Origin of the sequence: Lysinibacillus sp. NPDC093692 (assembly GCF_050280125.1) — a bacterium.
Classification (GTDB): domain Bacteria; phylum Bacillota; class Bacilli; order Bacillales_A; family Planococcaceae; genus Lysinibacillus.
The window spans coordinates 1-17,853 of the sequence record NZ_JBNNUW010000001.1 but is presented as its reverse complement, the minus strand read 5'-3'; the positions used below and the strand labels follow the sequence as shown (position 1 = coordinate 17,853).

16 protein-coding genes and 1 rRNA gene are annotated in these 17,853 nt (G+C 39.8%); 1 reads left to right on the top strand and 16 read right to left on the bottom strand.

Features of this window, described 5'->3' with window-relative positions; translation table 11 throughout:
- Positions 1-24 precede the first annotated feature (24 nt).
- The 15 genes from ACQKN4_RS00085 to ACQKN4_RS00015 form a co-directional block, all read right to left on the bottom strand.
- On the bottom strand, positions 25-750 hold the full coding sequence (locus ACQKN4_RS00085) for a hypothetical protein (protein WP_079559304.1): 726 nt from the start codon (positions 748-750) through the stop codon (positions 25-27).
- Positions 751-1,307: 557 nt separating this feature from the next.
- Positions 1,308-1,868, bottom strand: a complete 561-nt coding sequence (locus ACQKN4_RS00080; protein WP_094075055.1) for a VanZ family protein — start codon at positions 1,866-1,868, stop codon at positions 1,308-1,310.
- A 224-nt stretch (positions 1,869-2,092) separates the two neighbouring features.
- A complete protein-coding gene (locus tag ACQKN4_RS00075) occupies positions 2,093-3,631 on the bottom strand; it encodes an acyl-CoA carboxylase subunit beta (protein WP_079559303.1) in 1,539 nt (512 codons plus the stop codon).
- A gap of 264 nt (positions 3,632-3,895) precedes the next feature.
- On the bottom strand, positions 3,896-4,678 hold the full coding sequence (locus tag ACQKN4_RS00070) for an enoyl-CoA hydratase (protein ID WP_079559302.1): 783 nt from the start codon (positions 4,676-4,678) through the stop codon (positions 3,896-3,898).
- Positions 4,675-5,592 carry a hydroxymethylglutaryl-CoA lyase gene (locus tag ACQKN4_RS00065; protein ID WP_079559301.1) on the bottom strand — a complete coding sequence of 306 codons (918 nt, stop codon included), beginning with the start codon at positions 5,590-5,592 and terminating at the stop codon, positions 4,675-4,677. Before ACQKN4_RS00065 ends, ACQKN4_RS00070 begins: the two co-directional genes overlap by 4 nt.
- A gap of 12 nt (positions 5,593-5,604) precedes the next feature.
- Positions 5,605-5,817, bottom strand: coding sequence for an acetyl-CoA carboxylase biotin carboxyl carrier protein subunit (locus ACQKN4_RS00060; protein WP_079559300.1), 213 nt, complete (start codon positions 5,815-5,817; stop codon positions 5,605-5,607).
- A 318-nt stretch (positions 5,818-6,135) separates the two neighbouring features.
- Positions 6,136-7,494 carry an acetyl-CoA carboxylase biotin carboxylase subunit gene (locus ACQKN4_RS00055; protein ID WP_427481568.1) on the bottom strand — a complete coding sequence of 453 codons (1,359 nt, stop codon included), beginning with the start codon at positions 7,492-7,494 and terminating at the stop codon, positions 6,136-6,138.
- Positions 7,495-7,509: 15 nt separating this feature from the next.
- Positions 7,510-9,144, bottom strand: a complete 1,635-nt coding sequence (locus ACQKN4_RS00050; protein WP_427481567.1) for an AMP-binding protein — start codon at positions 9,142-9,144, stop codon at positions 7,510-7,512.
- A gap of 23 nt (positions 9,145-9,167) precedes the next feature.
- On the bottom strand, positions 9,168-10,310 hold the full coding sequence (locus ACQKN4_RS00045) for an acyl-CoA dehydrogenase (RefSeq protein ID WP_079559297.1): 1,143 nt from the start codon (positions 10,308-10,310) through the stop codon (positions 9,168-9,170).
- An 87-nt stretch (positions 10,311-10,397) separates the two neighbouring features.
- Positions 10,398-11,048 (bottom strand): TetR/AcrR family transcriptional regulator, encoded by a 651-nt coding sequence (locus ACQKN4_RS00040; RefSeq protein ID WP_079559798.1) that lies wholly within the window; start codon positions 11,046-11,048, stop codon positions 10,398-10,400.
- A 434-nt stretch (positions 11,049-11,482) separates the two neighbouring features.
- Positions 11,483-12,535, bottom strand: a complete 1,053-nt coding sequence (locus ACQKN4_RS00035) for a YkvI family membrane protein (protein ID WP_079559296.1) — start codon at positions 12,533-12,535, stop codon at positions 11,483-11,485.
- 185 nt (positions 12,536-12,720) lie between these two features.
- Positions 12,721-13,827 (bottom strand): o-succinylbenzoate synthase, encoded by a 1,107-nt coding sequence (menC, locus tag ACQKN4_RS00030; protein ID WP_079559295.1) that lies wholly within the window; start codon positions 13,825-13,827, stop codon positions 12,721-12,723.
- Complete coding sequence (locus tag ACQKN4_RS00025; protein WP_427481564.1) at positions 13,802-14,641, bottom strand: GNAT family N-acetyltransferase; 840 nt, start codon at positions 14,639-14,641, stop codon at positions 13,802-13,804. Before ACQKN4_RS00025 ends, menC begins: the two co-directional genes overlap by 26 nt.
- Positions 14,642-14,686: 45 nt before the next feature.
- The gene (locus ACQKN4_RS00020) at positions 14,687-15,802 is read right to left on the bottom strand and encodes a M20 peptidase aminoacylase family protein (RefSeq protein ID WP_427481562.1); all 1,116 of its coding nucleotides are present in this window, start codon (positions 15,800-15,802) and stop codon (positions 14,687-14,689) included.
- Positions 15,803-15,807: 5 nt separating this feature from the next.
- Complete coding sequence (locus ACQKN4_RS00015) at positions 15,808-16,674, bottom strand: MurR/RpiR family transcriptional regulator (protein ID WP_427481560.1); 867 nt, start codon at positions 16,672-16,674, stop codon at positions 15,808-15,810.
- Between the two features lie 413 nt (positions 16,675-17,087).
- Between ACQKN4_RS00015 and ACQKN4_RS00010 the strand changes: the two genes are divergently transcribed.
- Positions 17,088-17,273, top strand: a complete 186-nt coding sequence (locus tag ACQKN4_RS00010; protein WP_427481559.1) for a hypothetical protein — start codon at positions 17,088-17,090, stop codon at positions 17,271-17,273.
- A gap of 230 nt (positions 17,274-17,503) precedes the next feature.
- On the opposite strand, the gene rrf is transcribed toward ACQKN4_RS00010, so the two are convergent.
- Positions 17,504-17,619, bottom strand: a 5S ribosomal RNA gene (rrf, locus tag ACQKN4_RS00005).
- Positions 17,620-17,853: the final 234 nt, after the last annotated feature.

Genomic DNA, 17,853 nt, shown 5'->3' with positions numbered 1-17,853 from the left:
ATTAAAAATCTCCTATCTGCAGCATTAGGCTATCAAGGAGATCATGGAGTCATTTCCCGGTCGATAGCCTTCTTTTGCCATTTGAATATGAGTGGCATATTTTTCAGAAGCGTTTTTAAATGTTCGCGCTCTGTATGCCTCCTCATAACTCTTACCGAAAATTGTATCTACAAATGGATCCAATTTCAATTCCTTAGTAAACCGTTCTGGTACTTTGACGTCAATACCTTCACGTACAAAGGCAGGCTCACTGTCATCTACCTCTTGACCATTTAATTGCGCTTGCATGTGCTGTATTTGAGCATTTGCACTTGCTGCTACACGTAAATCCTGTGGTGATGGCTGCGGGGGTGCTAATGCTGAATTCCTCACTTGCTCTAAAATTTGTAACGTGTCCTCGGCATTCCCATCCTCTACTACAGACGCTTCCTCATCTATACGCTCTAACTGAGAATAATGCATTTGCGTTTGCTCATGTGCGAACACATTTTTCGTTTGTTGCAAATCTTGAATGATTGCTTGCTGTTGAGGTGTGATCTCTTTCGCTTCCTCTTTTTGTTGCTCATAGAGTTCTTGATCTGTATGCCCTAAAAGTAAATTTTCTAGCTCAAGCAATAATGGATTTTTCTTTGGCGGAAAATACAGTGCGTTTTTTCGATAGGCATCCCCTGCTTGTTTTCGTTGTAAAATCTTTTTACGATTATCGTGTGATGACAGTCTTTCTTGTTCTATTAAACTTGATAGTTTCATATAATTCACCTCGGCTTTCTATTTAATATGCAAATTCAATAAAAGATATGATTCTATCTTTTATTTTCTATACTCTTACACTCTAAACAGTTTCTTACATTAATTATCGGAATTTTCTTTATTAATTTCAAGAGTTAATTAATACTAAGCTCCTAAAGAAATAATTCACTTTCGACAAAATAGGTACAAAGACCTCCTCTAACCCCCGATATTATGCTCATTTAGTATTTCTATATTTGTATCATCACCAAAACATGCGGTTGATTTCCGTTCCGACTGGGCGCTTTGTTGTTGCTGTTGCTGTCACTACGCTTTCGCACAGATAAAGCATTTGCTGCCGCTTGCTTTCGCTACAGAAAACTTTTGATGTTGGTCACGAAGGCGTTAGCACAGGATGTGATGCTTTTAGCCTTCATTCCTCTATTGCTGTTCCCCAAGGAGTCGCCCAGCCTCCACTCCAATCAGCTTATTTACATAGTAGACTTTTAATAAAAACTTTTCGTGATGAATCCTAAATTTGTTACCACTAAAAAACAGCCCTTTTGCAAGGACTGTTTCTATCTATCTTTAGGTTTAATAAGTATACTTTTATAGGCTAGGTAGCCAAGCCATGCTCCTAGTGTATTTAAAATTAAATCATCAATATCTGCTGATCCAACCGTAAAAATAAACTGGATAGTTTCTACCGCTAGGCTAGAGATAAAACCTATACAAATAACGATCCAAGCTTTGCGGCACTTTTTTGATAATAGTGGTAGTAAAAAGCCCATTGGGGTAAATATTAATAAATTGCCGAGTAAATTAATAATAATGATATCAACATTAAAATACTGAGCGTAATTTATATAGCGCAGAATTGTATCAAAGGGAATAAAATTTGTTGTTAATCGCCAGTTACTATAATCAAACAGCCCTAATTCACCAAGAGAATACTCGCCATTGAACAACATAACAACTACATTCACAAGACGATCAATGACTAGTTTATAAAAAGCTATTACAGAATAGATACAAAAAAAGATCCACCCTGCTATCTTTATCGGTAAATAATATGTATCTATTAAAGAACGATAAGGTAACGGTAGCTTGGCTCCACTATGTATACTATTTTTTGTCATGCCTATACCACCTACTTCCCTATATCCTCACATAATTTTAATATTCACCGCTTCCCTAAGCAAGTGGTAATAATAAGGTGGATAAAGCCTTGTAGCATACTATCGCAAATTATGTAACCTTCACATCTGTCTGGGTTCGATTAGAAAAGAGATGACTGAACATCATGTTAAACACAAAATAAAAAAGCTGCCTCAATGAGCTGAGACAGCGTTATTTCAAGGCCTTATACTGGATTTACTCCATGTTTACGTTCTGAGAATAATAAGTACTTTGACATATAAAGCTCTAAGCGTGATTCAAGTGCTTTTCTTAAATCATTTGGCTCTATAACGTCATCAATAATCAGCTCTGAAGCTAGACGATAGACATCGATTTCCTCTTGGTATTCCTTGCGTTTCTCTGCGATAAAGCTTGCTTGCTCCTCTTTTGGGAGTTCAGCAATTTTATTGGCGTATACTGCGTTAACTGCGGCTTCAGGGCCCATTACAGCAATTTGTGCATTGGATAATGCAATACAGCAATCTGGCTCAAAAGCAGGACCTGCCATTGCATACAGCCCTGCACCGTATGCCTTCCGAACAATGACCGTTAATTTAGGAACGGTTGCCTCGCTCATTGCAAAGATCATTTTGGCACCATGGCGTATTATCCCTGCTTTTTCAACCTGCGTACCAATCATAAACCCTGGTACATCGGCAAGGAAAAGAAGCGGAATATTAAACGCATCACAAAGTGAAATGAACTTTGCAGCTTTATCAGCTGAATCGTGGAACAAAACGCCCCCCTTTACGCGCGGTTGGTTGGCGATAATTCCAACGGGTTGCCCATTAATGCGCCCTAGCCCGGTAATTAATTCTGGAGCGAATAATTTTTTCACTTCACAGAACGAATCTTCATCAATAATACGTTCAATTAACTTATACATATCAAAAGGAACGTTTTGATTTTTCGGTATTAGCTCATCAATCGATTTTTCAAATGAAGCTGGTGGTTTTGGAGCCTCTACCTTACTACGCTCTGCAAAGTTATTCGGGAAATAGCTCAAGTATTTACGAGCATAGGAAATAGCTTCCTGTTCTGATTTAGCAAGCACATCTCCACAACCGGAAACAGAACAGTGCATTTTCGCTCCACCCATTGTTTCCAAATCTACCTTCTCGCCTATAACCATTTCTGCCATACGAGGAGATCCTAAATACATCGATGCATTACCTTCTACCATGACAACAATATCGCAGAATGCAGGGATATAGGCACCACCTGCCGCAGAAGGGCCAAACAGTAAGCATATTTGAGGAATTTTACCTGAAAGCTTTACCTGATTATAGAAAATGCGTCCTGCTCCTCTGCGACCAGGAAACATTTCTAATTGGTCAGTAATACGTGCACCTGCTGAATCGACTAGATACAGTAATGGGCAATTTAGCTTTTCAGCTGTTTCTTGAATCCGAATCATTTTTTCTACTGTACGTTTCCCCCAAGAGCCAGCTTTAATCGTCGAATCGTTTGCTAAAACACAAACAGTACGACCATGGATTTTACCGATTCCTGTGATTACGCCATCTGCTGGTAGGTCCCCTGCTAAGCAGTTCGCGTACAAGCCATCTTCTGATTGAAGCCCATCATCTAATAATAATTCGAGTCGTTCACGTACAAATAGCTTTCCTTGTTGTGCATTTTTATCGTGATATTTTGGCAGGCCACCTGCTAAAATTTGTTCCTTCATTGTTTTCGTCGTATTTTCTGTCGGTACATTGCTCATAGTTAATTCCTCCTTTTGCCCAAACGGTTACGCCTCAGCATAAATAATTAATCATATACCTAGATTTCAGTTCATCATCATAGCGTGGGGTTGATTTCCGTTCCGGCTGGGCGCTTTGTTGTTGCTGTCGCTACGCTTTCGCACAGAGCAAAGCTTCCTGGGGGCGTTCGATGAGCCCCAAGAAGTCACCTAGCCCCACTTTTGATGATATGCCAATATTTTAAAATCCTACTTTAAAACTTTTCAAAATCTATTATCAGGTCTTTATTTCCCTAGATATTGCGGTGTTCGCTTTTCCTGGAAAGCAAGTAAGCCCTCTAATCGATCTTCTGTAGGAATCAGAGCATTATATGCAAGTGATTCGATTTTTAAACCAGTAGCTAAGTCGACTTCAACACCTTGATTCATGGCGATTTTCGCCTGTACTAAAGAAAGCGGAGCATTTTTTGCCATTTCAAGCGCAAGCTGCTGTGCCTTTTCAAGTACTTCATGTCCTTCATGAACATACTCTACAATGCCGTAACTTCTTGCTTCCTCTGCATTTAATCGACGTGCTGTATAAATTAATTCCTTCGCTTTTCCAATGCCAATTAGTCGTGGAAGTCGTTGTGTACCTCCAGCCCCTGGGATGATGCCGAGAGATGTTTCCGTAAGGCCTATCTTGGCATGGGCAGCTGCCAGGCGTAAGTCACAGGCTAACGCTAGCTCGAGTCCGCCACCAAAAGCAACGCCATTTAATACGGCGATAACTGGTTGAGCGAGTGCTTCTACTTTTGCCACTGTTGCTCCGATTAATTGCACAATCTGCTTTACTTGTCGGTCTGGCATCCCTTTACGCTCTTTTAAATCTGCTCCTGCGCAAAAGGCTTTTTCCCCCGCCCCTGTTAGTAAGACGACTCGTACTGAAGGATCACCATTTATGTTGTCGAGTGTCGCGCTAAGTTCTTGGAGCAATTGTACAGACATCGCATTTGCCGCTTCCGGTCTTGAAAGGGTAATAAGCCCAATGCAACCATCTAATAATTCAAAACGAACGAGTTGCGTCATATTTGACTCGCACTCCTTTCATTACGGGCAATCGCCATTTGTTTAGAGGCGACTGCCTTCCCTAGTTTCTGTTCAATAAACAGTGCAGCCTCTAGCACTTTATTCAGTTCTACACCCGTTTTAATACCCATTCCATCTAATAAATACAATAAATCTTCCGTAGCCACATTACCTGATGCTCCTTTGGCATATGGACAGCCCCCAAGTCCACCAAGCGCGCTATCAAACTTCGTAATGCCCATTTCTAAAGATTTAACGATATTTGCTAGCGCTGTACCACGTGTATCATGAAAATGCATCGCAAAATTTTCTACAGGGTATCTTTTTAATAATTCTTCTAAAAGACTTTCCACCTGTGTCGGTACACCAACACCAATCGTGTCACCTAGAGAAATTTCATCGACGCCCATTTCCAGTAATTTTTCTGTTACTCGCAAAACTTTTTCTGGTTGTATGTAACCTTCATACGGGCACCCAATCACCGTTGAGATATAGCCCCGTACGTTTTTATGCGCTGCCTTTGCCCCGTCCACAACTTCCTGTAATATCGGAAATGTTTCATCGATTGATTTATTAATATTACTTTGGTTATGGCTTTCACTTGCCGACATAAAAACACTCACTTCGTCTACTTCAGCCTGCAATGCACGTTCTAAGCCACGCATGTTCGGTACTAGTGCCGCATACGTGATATCTTTTTGGCGTTTAATGGCTTGAAGAACCTCCACTGCATCAGCCAGCTGTGGAATCCACTTCGGATGCACAAAAGACGTTACCTCGATATAATTCAATCCAGTTTGACTAAGTAAATTTACTAGCTGTATTTTATCGGCAGTTGCAATATGCGTTTTCTCATTTTGCAAACCGTCACGAGGACCAACTTCCTTTAACGTTACATGCTTTGGTAGCTGCATAAAGAAGCCCCCTTATTCGATTTCTAAAATATCGTCATCTACGTTAATGAAATCTCCTTCATTCGCAATGATTTTTATAACTACGCCATCTTCTTCTGCTGCAATAGGAATCTCCATTTTCATCGACTCTAAAATTGCCACATCTTGTCCTGCAGTCACTTTCTCGCCCTCTGTTACAACGATTTTCCATACTGTTCCTGCCATGCTCGCTTTAACTGTTGCCATTGTAAATCCCTCCAAATGTATGAATAACGCAACCGCACTCATTGTTTAAGTGCGAATGCTTTTATCAATTTCGCCTTGGCGTAATTGCGTCCGGATTTTGAATTGTGCACAGACCTGCACGAGGGCCGACACGATGTCGGTCATTTCGGTAATGCCACAGGACGTGGCGTCTTTACCGATGCAGGTCAGTTAGCCGTTTTCGCAGGATGCGAAGGTGTTAGGCTAACATCCTTTATTCATTCCTTTTAAAATCCGTGACATCCGCCGGAGGCCATTATCTACATTCAGCAGGAATCTGCTGAATGAGGATAAGTGTTCTTACTTCGTCTCTGCTAATTGAGGTAAATAATATTCATCCACAAATTTAGTCGTTGTATAGCCCTTTAAAAATTGTTCATGTGTCACTGTTTTCAACAACATCGGAATATTTGTTTGAATACCTTCTACTTTATAAACTTTAAGTGCCTCAATCAGTCTTTCACACGCAATTGCTCGTGTTTCTCCCCACACGACTAATTTGCTAATCATTGGGTCGTAAAAAGGTGTTACCGCAGTGCCAGCCTCTACGCCGCATTCATGGCGAATACCTTCACCTGTAGGCAATTCAAATGCCGTAATGGTGCCTGGAGAAGGGAAAAAGGTCGATGGATTTTCGGCGTAAATACGTACTTCAATTGCATGCCCTTCTCTTTGTATGCTCTCGCGAGTAAATGCTAGTGGTTGTTTTGCCGCAATTTTTAATTGCTCCTCCACAAGATCTAGTTTTGTAATTTCCTCCGTCACTGGATGTTCCACTTGTAGGCGCGTATTCATCTCTAAGAAATAAAAGTTTTGCTCCGCATCTACTAAATACTCAATCGTACCAGCATTTACATAGCCAATATGCTGAACTGCCTTAACTGACGCATCTAGCATTCTTTTTCTTGTTTCTTCAGAAATGAATGGAGATGGTGCTTCTTCCACTACTTTTTGATTTCTACGTTGAATCGAACACTCACGTTCAAATAGTGGTACGACATTGCCATCAAGGTCTGCAATAATTTGTACTTCGACGTGATGAGGATTCGCAATAAATCGTTCCATATACATCGTGCCATCACCAAAGAATGACTGTGCACGCTTTTGATTCCCCTCAAAGGCTTTTGCCAACTCCTCGGCATTTTCAACGAGCTGCATACCGATCCCCCCACCACCAGCAGAGGCTTTTAACATAATCGGATAGCCTAGACGGGAAGCAATTTCAATAGCTTCCGCGACATCTTTCACCGGTGTCTCTACACCTTCAACAATTGGTACACCTGCAGCTTTCATTGTTTTTCGAGCTTCTAATTTACTGCCCATCGAAGCAATTACGTCCGCGCTTGGTCCAATAAATACGAGGCCCGCTTCTGTACAACGTTTAGCAAACTCAGCGTTTTCTGATAATAAACCATAGCCCGGATGAATTGCGTCAGCGCCGCTTTCCTTCGCTACTTCAAGAATACGATCAATATTTAAATAGCTTTGGGCAACAGGTGGCTTTCCAAGGCAAAATGCCTCATCAGCATCCTTCACATGTAAGCTTTCAACGTCTGCCTCAGAATACACCGCAACTGTTTGAACATTTAGTCGTTTGCATGTTCTTATAATACGTCTAGCTATTTCTCCGCGATTGGCAATTAACACCTTCTTGAACATTCACTGACCCCCTTCTTACTTCACTGTTGGAACAAAATTTTCTCGTAATTTAAACTTTTGCACTTTTCCAGATGCAGTCATCGGATAGTCCTCGATAAAGAAAATATGTCGTGGTATTTTATGTCTAGAGATTTTATCCCGACAATAATCTCGAATCTCTTCCTCTGTTGCCTGCTCTCCTTCTCGCAAAATAATCCAAGCTGCCGCTTCCTCTCCATAAACAGGATCAGGAACACCTGCAACCTGTACATCTGCAATTTTGGAGTATGTGTAAAGGAATTCTTCAATTTCTCGAGGAGATATATTTTCACCGCCACGAATAATCATATCTTTTAAACGCCCTGTTACACGTACATAGCCCGCCTCATCCATCGTTGCCAAATCCCCAGTATGCAGCCAGTTATCCTCATCTATTGCAAGAAGCGTTTCTTCTGGGTTATTATAGTAACCTTTCATGACTTGGTAGCCTCTCGTACATAGCTCCCCTTGCTCATTCGGCGCAGCTTCTTCGTTTGTACCAGGAATGACAATTTTAACTTCTAGATTTGGCAATGCGCGGCCAACTGTTTCAACCTTTAACAGTAGCGGGTCATTAGCCCTCGTTTGTGTAATAACAGGTGAGGCTTCTGTTTGCCCGTAACAAATCGTAATATCCTTCATGCCCATTTTGTCGATAACGGCCTTCATAACCTCGATTGGACAGTTAGAGCCAGCCATTACTCCAGTACGCAACGTTGATAGATCAAAAGACGCAAAATTCGGTAAATTAAGCTCACTAATGAACATCGTTGGCACGCCATGTAACGCGGTACACTTTTCTTTTTCAACCGTTTGTAACACCTCAGTAGGTGAAAACTCTTGTACTGGTACCATCGTCCCACCACTAGTAGTAATCGCTAATGTTCCAATTACACAGCCAAAGCAATGGAAGAATGGGACAGGGATGCACAAGCGATCTTCGTAAGTTAAACGCATACATTCTGCAATATTAATCGCATTATTGACTAAGTTATAATGCGTTAACATAACACCTTTCGGAAAACCTGTTGTTCCTGAGGTATATTGAATATTAATAACATCATCATAATGAAGTGCTTGCTGTCTTTGATCTAATTGCTCCTCCGTTATTTGCTCTGCAGCAGATAACACATCCGACCAGTTTAGCACTCCGGGATATTTTGTCTCGCCAATTAAAATAACATTTTTTAATAAAGGTAGTCGCTCTGATTGCAAATTACCTGGTTCACAATGTTCAAGCTCTGGACATAACTCTTGCAGTGTATTTATAAAAGAATGGTCTCGATAATTTTCAATTAAAATAATCGTTTTTGCATCGGATTGCTTCAATAAATATTCCAACTCGCTTGAACGATAATTAGTGTTTACAGTGACGATTGGGGCTCCCATTTTACCTGTACCAAATTGCAGCTGCACCCATTCTGGAACATTAGTCGTCCAAACTGCAATATGCTCACCCTTCTCTATTCCAAGAGCCATCAACCCTCTAGCGACTAAACGGCTTTGCCGATTGAGCTCCTCATAAGTCATACGTAAATCCCTATCTGCATATACTAATGCTTCGCGTTGTGGATATTTTTCAGATTGTTCATCTAGCAATTGACCAATAGTTTGATACACAAGTTCTGCCATGAAAATCCCCCTAGTTAAGATGATTAGCAACCAATTAGACGAGAAATAACGAGACGTTGAATTTCAGAGGTACCCTCACCGATTTCCATTAACTTAATGTCACGTAGATGACGCTCTACATCGTATTCTTTCATATACCCTGAACCACCGTGAATTTGAATTGCTTGATTACAAGTGCGGAAGCCCATTTCAGAGGCGAATAATTTTGCCATTGCCGCTTCCTTCCCGAATGGTTTCTTTTGATCTTTAAGCCATGCCGCCTTATGTACTAACGTACGTGCAAGCTCTATCTCCATTGCCATATCGGCTAATTTAAATTGTATTGCCTGAAGTTTTGATATAGGTGCACCAAATTGTTCACGTTCTTTAGCGTATTTTAATGCTTTCTCATAAGCTGCCTGTGCAATTCCTACTGATAATGCAGCAATGGAAATACGCCCACCGTCTAACGTATTTAAAAATTGGCTAAATCCACGTTTTTCATCCCCTAAAAGATTAGCCCTTGGTACACGAACATTTTGCAAAATAATCTCACATGTATTGGAGCCACGTACACCCATTTTGTCGTAATTGCAGTTGATCGTTACGCCAGGAGTGTTAGTTGGTACAATGATAGATGAGATAATTTTTTTACCATCTTCACGTTTACCTGTCACTGCTGTCACAATAATTTGGCGTGCAAAGCCCGCGTTTGTGATCCAGCATTTTTCACCATTAATGATGTAATCATCACCATCAATTACAGCTGTTGTAAGTGTTCCACCAGCATCTGAACCTGCATTTGGCTCTGTTAGACCAAACGAACCTAATGTTTCCCCCTTCGCTAACGGAACAAGCCATTCTTGCTTTTGCTCCTCTGTGCCGAAATTGTAAATAGGCGAAGCACCTAAGCTAACTGCTGCTGCATAGCTTAATCCTGTACCGCCACACGCACGGCCGATTTCTTCAACAGCAAGTGCATAGGAAACAGTATCTCCACCTGAACCGCCGTACTCTTCAGGAAACGGGATCCCTAGTAAGCCTAGCTCTGCCATCTTTTTAAAGCTCTCTATTCTCATCGTCGATGTCTCGTCAACTTCACGAGCATACGGTTTAATTTCTTTTTCAGCAAAGTCACGCACCATATCTCGAATCATCTCTTGCTCTTTCGTTAGTTCAAAGTTCATCCCCAGTCCCCCTAATGTTTAATTTGCCATAGCAGATTTCGTTCAGATGACAGCTGTAATAAATGAATACCGACCAGTCGGTTTGTATTAAATATTAATAAAACCAGTCTTTTCTGCTGGCTTCTCCTTGACCATAAATTGAACCGCTTCGTCCTTTGCTTGCTCAGTGACAATCGCACGCAATACCATATCCGTAAATACTTCTGTAATTTCCTCCATTGTTAATGGACCTGATTGCTTAAACCATTTATATGTCCAGTTAATCATCCCGACAATAGCCATCGTTACAATAGTACAAGGTAGTTCTGTACGAAAATCCTTTGTTTGCTGGCCTTCCGCTATGACTTTTTGTAAAATATCCCGATATTGATCTCGTTTATTATGAATAATTTCACTATATTCCTCCGGCAATGAACGGCTTTCTTCATAAAAAACAGTAATATGTGCTTGATACATATCAAATACTTGTGTCAGTGTTTGCAGCATTGCACATAAACGTGTAATCGGTGTCTCGTATTTGTCATATGCCTCCTGTGACTGTTTAATCACATACGAAATAAATACATCATGAATTTCATACAACAGTTCATCTTTCGATTTAAAATTATGATAAAATCCACCCTTTGAAGCACCAATGTATTCAACAATGCGATCAACAGTTACATTGTGATAGCCATCTTGCTGAAATAGCACTACAGAAGCGTCAACAATGCGTTGTTTTAATGTTTTCTTTACCATAGGCATCTATCATCCTTCTTATAACTCTTTACTTAATCACTCTTTATAATTAGAAAAGGTTTCTGGTCATTGCCATAATGTGTGCTTGATTTCCGTTCCAACTGAGCGCTTTCCTAAGGGCGTCCAGTCTCTATGACATACGTTTTAACAATATGCAATGCCACCCTATAATTCTGGTGACAACCCCTTATTTTCCCTAATTATTAAAAAACTATGACACCATTAATATAGCATTCTGAAAATTCAGCGTCTAGCACCTATATAGATTTTAATTAATTTTTCGAGAATTTATTTTACATAAAGTAGAATTTTAAAAACCACCACAAATAAAAAACCTACAATTACTGTATGCTTCCCATCTTATTTTTATTACTAAAATCTCAAAAAAATTCCCTAGTGCTGTACAATCACACTAGAGAATCTACAAAACATAGTTATGAAGCTTTTGGTATTTTTCGTAACCACGAGATAATGATTGCAATAATTAACGCAAAACCTAAATAGCCCATTGTTGAATAAACCTTTCCAACTAATGTCGTGAACCCAACTAAACTCGCAACAAAGCCTATTAAACCAATTACCACAATTCCTATTTTAAAATATTTATGGTCAGGCGCTATAAAACGTACTGTAAATGCGTAAAGCATTCCTACAGCCGTATTGTACATCATGCCTAATAAAGCAATAGACATTAAAATCCCCACTACAGGATGAATTTGTTTGGCTAACTCTAATGTTGGCATTGCTGTCCCACCAACTACGTCCATTTTAACGAATAAAGCAATATTAATAAGTATGATTAAAACACCGAGCATAATACCACCAAGAAAACCGCCTAAACCAGCAATCTTGCGCTCTTTAACCGTTCCCCCCATAACAATTAGCATCGCTGTACCAGCAGCTATGTTATAAGATACATAGAGGAGTGCCCCTACTAGCCAATTGGAAGCCGCAGATGATTGCTCTTTCGCTAGTACATTCTGTTCTGCAATTGTTAAATCCATTGTGAAAATAGAGTAAATTAATATGATAAAAACGATCCCCATCAAATATGGCGTCACTAAAGCTATTATATTAATAATATTTTTCACATTTAATAGCAGCGTTAAAATCGTAATGATTACCATGAAAATGCTGCCGATCATCGGGTTCATACCAAACATTTGCTCAAACGTTGACCCTGATCCCGCAAACATAACAACTGCCACACCAAATAAGAAGAACGTTATGACTATATCTAATAGTACGCCAACATAGCGCCCACCGATTTGATAGATTACCTCTTTATGAGATGTCGTTTGTGAATCTGCCCCTAATTGCGCTAGACTCATCCCTAAAAACGCAAAAGCAATTGTTGCGACAATTCCTCCTGCTATACCGTAAAGACCAAAACTCGTAAAGTATTGCATAATTTCTTGTCCTGATGCGAAGCCAGCACCAACGATTAATCCTACAAACGCGCCACCTATCTGCCAACTTTTTTTCATAGAACACCCGCTTTTCTATTTAAATCAATTATGCCTCGGCATAATTCCGTGACATCCACTGGAGGCTATAGGCCAACAAATGTCTTATGCGTGAAAGCGTAGCGCCAGCAACAGCACGATGTTGATCATTCAGGCGTTTTCACAGGATGTGAAGTTCTTAGCCTGAGCTCCTCTATTTAGTCACATTATTTATAAGTTTTCTGTGCTACTGTAAACAAGTCGATCGTCTCTCTATTTACTTCATAACCGATACCCGCTTTTTGAGGAACTTCAATAAAGCCGTCCTTCACCACAACTTCTGGGTCGATAATGTCTTTTTCCCAATATCGACTGGAACCTGCTGTATCGCCAGGTAAAATAAAATTCGATAATGTAGTTAACGCCACATTATGTGCACGACCAATACCCGACTCAAGCATGCCGCCACACCAAACAGGAATGTCATTTGCCTCACAATAATCATGTATTTTCTTAGCTTCAGTTAAGCCACCGACACGTCCAATTTTAATGTTAATAATTTTAGTACTGCCCAATTCAACAGCTTTACGTGCATCCTCTAATGAATGGATACTTTCATCCAAGCAGATAGGCGTATCGATTAATTTTTGTAAAGCTGCGTGATCGATAATGTCATCTGACGCCAATGGCTGCTCAATCATTGTTAAATTAAAAGCATCTAGCTGTTTAAGCGTTTCAGCATCTGTGAGACGATAAGCTGAGTTCGCATCCGCCATAAACGCCACATCTGGGAACGTCTCACGTAATATACGCATTACTTCTACATCCCAACCTGGTTTGATTTTAATTTTCATTCGTTTATAGCCTTCATTCACAAAACCATCTACTAACGCTACTAAGTCCTCGATCGATTTTTGAATACCGATACTGATTCCAACTTCAATATTGTCCTTTTTGCCACCAAGTGCAGCCGCGAGAGATTGATTCGTCTGTTGGGCATAAATATCCCAAATAGCACCTTCTATCGTTGATTTTGCCATATTATTTTTACGAATCGGTTTAAATAGCTCATTGACCTCATCCGGATGCTGAAGCTCTTTATTTAAAATAAGAGGAATTAAGAAATCTTCTAGCATGTGCCAGTTCGTTTGTAATGTTTCCTCGTTGTACCAAGGAGAGTGGAAGGCGACAGATTCTCCCCAACCGATTGTTCCTGATTCATCTTTAACCTCTAAAACTAAAAAATCCTTATCATCAAATGTGCCAAAGCTTGTTGTAAATGGTTCTTTTAATTTCATCTTTAAATGTCTAATGGTAAATTCCGTTATTTTCATATTGCTTTGCCCCTTCCAGTCCTAAAGTTTCTAATTTAACGAGAACATACTCGTTGTAATTTTCTTGCTGTTGCAATTGAACAGCTGCATAACCTTGTGCAAATAATTGTTGTAATAAGCGTCTCGTTTTGAAGCGCCAGTCCAATGCTAATGCCGGATCTTGCAACTTCAATGCTTGAAAATCCTTTGGTACAGGCAGCGTATATAAATCGTTGTTATATTTCAAATTTTCAGTTACTTCTAAACATAGGAATCCTTGTTCATTTTGTACACAACTAGCTACTGGTATGGCATTCTTTGCGTCTATTGAAACGCTTTTATTGACGTAATCAGAGGCTATATACCAGCTCACCTCAAAACGATCAGAAGGTAACCCCTTATTTAAACCATCCTGCATTTCTCCATAGCAATTTTCTATATACGTATAACAAATACCATTTAATTTGGAGAGATTAAGATAACCATTTCGTGTCTCCAGCGGATCAAAGGTCCATACCATTAAATCATAGCCCCGTTCTATAGCAATGGCTTGTTGGGCATATTTTAATTTTTCACCTATTCCTTGAGAACGGTAGTTTTCGTCTATCCCCAACATATGGGAACACAAATAGCTTTTGCCCTCTCGAAACCCCGAAAAGCCATAGCTAAAGCCAACTAATTGGTCACCATCATAGGCACCCACAACGATCCCACCATTTTTCACAGCGGTCAACGTTTGATGAATGGGAATAGAAGGCATCCCCCAAATGTTATATTCCAATTGCTGAACTTGTTCCAGCTGCTCGATTGTCTTTATTTCTCGTATATCAATCATCCTATCACTTCTTTCTATATCTTTATTCTAAATAAACGGCTCGTTCTATAAAGCTCGTAAAATTGCTCTCGTAATAATGCTCACTCCTGTAATAAGCCGCTCTCGATTAAAGGTCATTTTCGGATGATGTAAGCCTGGTGTTACACCACAACCTAAGCCAAGCATTGTTGCTTTAAGGTTCGGACGCTCATACGTATAAAAATGAAAATCCTCTCCTCCAGGGGTAACGACTGGTGGAGCACATGCGCTTTCCCCAACCACATCAACAATTGCGGAATTCATATGCTGTAAGGCCTCATCATTCACTAATGCTGCAACGATATGTGCATCTACAGTTAAAGAAATTTTGGCTCCATACATCGCTTCAACCGATGCTTTTACACGTTCAACACCATCCGTGAGAGCCTCCATTACTTCATTTGTTTGTGCCCGTGCATCAATGCTAAATGTTGCTTTCCCAGGAATAATATTTGTAGAGGTTCCTCCTGCATTAAATTGCGTCATTTTGACTGACGAAGAGACATTAGGGTCTGTCCAGATTTTTTGTAAACCTTCAATAATTGCGGACCCTACCTCAATGGCATTAATGCCAAGTTCAGGTCGTGCGCCATGAGCCTCTTCTCCAATAATAGTCCCCGTAAAAAGCTTTGCCGCACCGTGATACAAGGCCGGGGCGTACGTTCCGTCCCGTAATTCTTTCACCGGACGAACATGGACACCAAATAAGTATTCTAGAGGATCAATAAGCCCCTTTTCAACGAATGCTCGGGCACCCTGTGCTTTTTCTTCAGCAGGCTGAAAAAGAATACGTACTGCACCGGGAAGCAAGTGCTCCATATCCTTCAACGCTAGTGCTGTCCCAATAGCCATCGTCATATGACCATCATGACCACAAGAATGATTCGCCTTAAATACATCATCTACTTCCTGCCATAGTGCATCGATATCCGTACGAAATCCGACCCTCGGTGTTCCTTTCCCAATATCTACATACAGTCCGGTCATGTCCTCGAATAACTGAGGCTCCATCTGTGCCTCCTTCAATAAATTGGCGATGTACTTCGTTGTCTGCTTTTCCTGCCAGCTTATTTCCGGATGCTCATGTAAATGTGTAAAAATCTCCGTCAATCTCGGCTGTAAGTTTTGTAATACTTGATTCATATCATTCAACTCCATCGATTTGCTAAAAAGCTATTTTGGAAATCATCATATTTTACGCGTTGATTTTCATAATAGTCGTGATCCTGTGCAGTCATACCTGCAATTAAAGTATTTAAAAATGAAATAAGTGCTGGCATTGCATCAATCGTAGACATTTCTTGTTGTTCATTTATAAAAGTAATCGTCGCATATTGTGTAATAGGTGCAATTTTAGAATCTGTAATGCCAATGATTTCACAATGTTTCTCTTGAATTTCAGCTGCAAATTGAATCGGCTCTTTAAAATAGCGATGGAACGATAAAATAATGACCACACTATCCTCATCAATTTCTTGTAAAGCTCTAATGATTTCACTAGTATCAAAATCTAAAATCACGACGTTAGGACGCAGCATATTTAACGTAAAATACAACCATTGTGCCGCTAAATGGGACGAGCCATTCCCAACAATATAGATTTTTTTCTTCGTATGCAGCAGGATGGAAGCACGATTAAAATCTTCTTCGTTAATGTTCTTTGCAACGTTTAAAATGCTAGATGCATCCTTTTCCATCGTTTTTTCATAAAACCGCGGCGTTTCAAAAAGCGCCTGCTTTGATTGCAAATAATTGTGCAAACTACTAGTATTCCCTTCATTGAATAAATGCATCGTAATCTCACGTTGCAACTCAGCATAACCCGATAATCCTATAGCGTAGCAAAAGCGGATAACTGTCGTTTCACTTACCCCTGCTCTCTCCCCCACATAAGCAGCTGAATGAATACCTGCAGTCTGCATATTTTTGAGAATAAAGACAGCTACCTTCTGCTGACTCTTCGAAAGCTCCTGGTATTTATGTTGAATGACTTGGTGAATTGTTTGATTACCCATCAAAGAAGTATATCCTTTTTTATTTTATTTTTGAAGTTTTAACTTCATTCTGCATGATACATAGCCTAGCATAGTTTTTTTCACAATTCAATATATTTTCTGAAAGTTCTGTTTATATCTTCTGAAATCAATGAAAATGGCTGTTTTTTAAAAGATTGCTGCTTTTCAACCAATCGAGTGGGCTTGTTCAATAAGCAGGAATGAATTTTCGTTAATCTTTAACGGTGGATTTGTTTATAATTGGTAACCCTTGTTCGTTTCGAACATTATAAAGTACAGGGGCAGGAAAGTTATTACTTAATATTAGGAGGGATGTAGTAAGTGTTTATGAACCGTTGTATATTTTCTTCTTTTTAATTTTGCTTAGTTTGATTTATATTCTAGTAACTATTTATACAATCTGTAAATTTAATATGATCGGACTATTACTGGTTATTCTGTCTATATCTAGTTATTTGTTAATTGGTAAATATATGTTTGATGCAGATGAATACTCTTCATTATTCGGGTTAGGCTTTCTTGAATTGACACTTCTATCATATCCGTATATTTTTCTTGGATTATCAGTTGTTTTTGGAAAAAAGGGTGAGCGTAGTTAGAGGTGGCTTTCGTTAAAGATTCGGTTTGCGGAGAATAAAAAAGCAGAGTTAATCTTAAGAAATTAACTCTGTTTTGCTGAATTCAAGATTTTGTGTAGCATTCTAGTCTTGCAAAAAGAAATTCTCCCACTTAGGTTATCGTCCTATACGCCTTGAGGAAGGAAAGTTCTCTCGTTCTATAAAACTGCAAACAAAAAAGCCGAGGAATAAATCCACGACTTTTTTCAGGTGCCTAGCGACGTCCTACTCTCACAGGGGGAAGCCCCCAACTACCATCGGCGCTAAAGAGCTTAACTTCCGTGTTCGGTATGGGAACGGGTGTGACCTCTTTGCCATCATCACTAGACTATTTTCGGCTTTCAATATACATCGCATTTCTTCGTCAGCTTCAGTCGTTCAGTCAGTCACGTACTTGAGTACGCTCCTTCCCTCTCTCCATCGCTTCCTCGAACTACTCGTATCTTGAAACCCTTGATGAAAGTTTGTTCTTTCAAAACTGGATAAACGGTGCATTGAATGTTTCAAACATTTTGGTTAAGTCCTCGATCGATTAGTATTCGTCAGCTCCATGTGTCACCAC

Excerpts from the sequence above, each read along its gene's own strand:
- ACQKN4_RS00065 (WP_079559301.1), bottom strand. The coding sequence starts at position 5,592 with ATGCAGCTACCAAAGCATGTAACGTTAAAGGAAGTTGGTCCTCGTGAC.
- ACQKN4_RS00020 (WP_427481562.1), bottom strand. The coding sequence starts at position 15,802 with ATGAATCAAGTATTACAAAACTTACAGCCGAGATTGACGGAGATTTTT.
- menC (WP_079559295.1), bottom strand. The coding sequence starts at position 13,827 with ATGAAAATAACGGAATTTACCATTAGACATTTAAAGATGAAATTAAAA.
- ACQKN4_RS00060 (WP_079559300.1), bottom strand. The coding sequence starts at position 5,817 with ATGGCAACAGTTAAAGCGAGCATGGCAGGAACAGTATGGAAAATCGTT.
- ACQKN4_RS00080 (WP_094075055.1), bottom strand. The coding sequence starts at position 1,868 with ATGACAAAAAATAGTATACATAGTGGAGCCAAGCTACCGTTACCTTAT.
- ACQKN4_RS00085 (WP_079559304.1), bottom strand. The coding sequence starts at position 750 with ATGAAACTATCAAGTTTAATAGAACAAGAAAGACTGTCATCACACGAT.
- ACQKN4_RS00045 (WP_079559297.1), bottom strand. The coding sequence starts at position 10,310 with ATGAACTTTGAACTAACGAAAGAGCAAGAGATGATTCGAGATATGGTG.
- ACQKN4_RS00025 (WP_427481564.1), bottom strand. The coding sequence starts at position 14,641 with ATGATTGATATACGAGAAATAAAGACAATCGAGCAGCTGGAACAAGTT.
- ACQKN4_RS00075 (WP_079559303.1), bottom strand. The coding sequence starts at position 3,631 with ATGAGCAATGTACCGACAGAAAATACGACGAAAACAATGAAGGAACAA.
- ACQKN4_RS00035 (WP_079559296.1), bottom strand. The coding sequence starts at position 12,535 with ATGAAAAAAAGTTGGCAGATAGGTGGCGCGTTTGTAGGATTAATCGTT.
- ACQKN4_RS00015 (WP_427481560.1), bottom strand. The coding sequence starts at position 16,674 with ATGGGTAATCAAACAATTCACCAAGTCATTCAACATAAATACCAGGAG.
- ACQKN4_RS00010 (WP_427481559.1), top strand. The coding sequence starts at position 17,088 with ATGATCGGACTATTACTGGTTATTCTGTCTATATCTAGTTATTTGTTA.
- ACQKN4_RS00070 (WP_079559302.1), bottom strand. The coding sequence starts at position 4,678 with ATGACGCAACTCGTTCGTTTTGAATTATTAGATGGTTGCATTGGGCTT.
- ACQKN4_RS00040 (WP_079559798.1), bottom strand. The coding sequence starts at position 11,048 with ATGGTAAAGAAAACATTAAAACAACGCATTGTTGACGCTTCTGTAGTG.
- ACQKN4_RS00055 (WP_427481568.1), bottom strand. The coding sequence starts at position 7,494 with ATGTTCAAGAAGGTGTTAATTGCCAATCGCGGAGAAATAGCTAGACGT.
- ACQKN4_RS00050 (WP_427481567.1), bottom strand. The coding sequence starts at position 9,144 with ATGGCAGAACTTGTGTATCAAACTATTGGTCAATTGCTAGATGAACAA.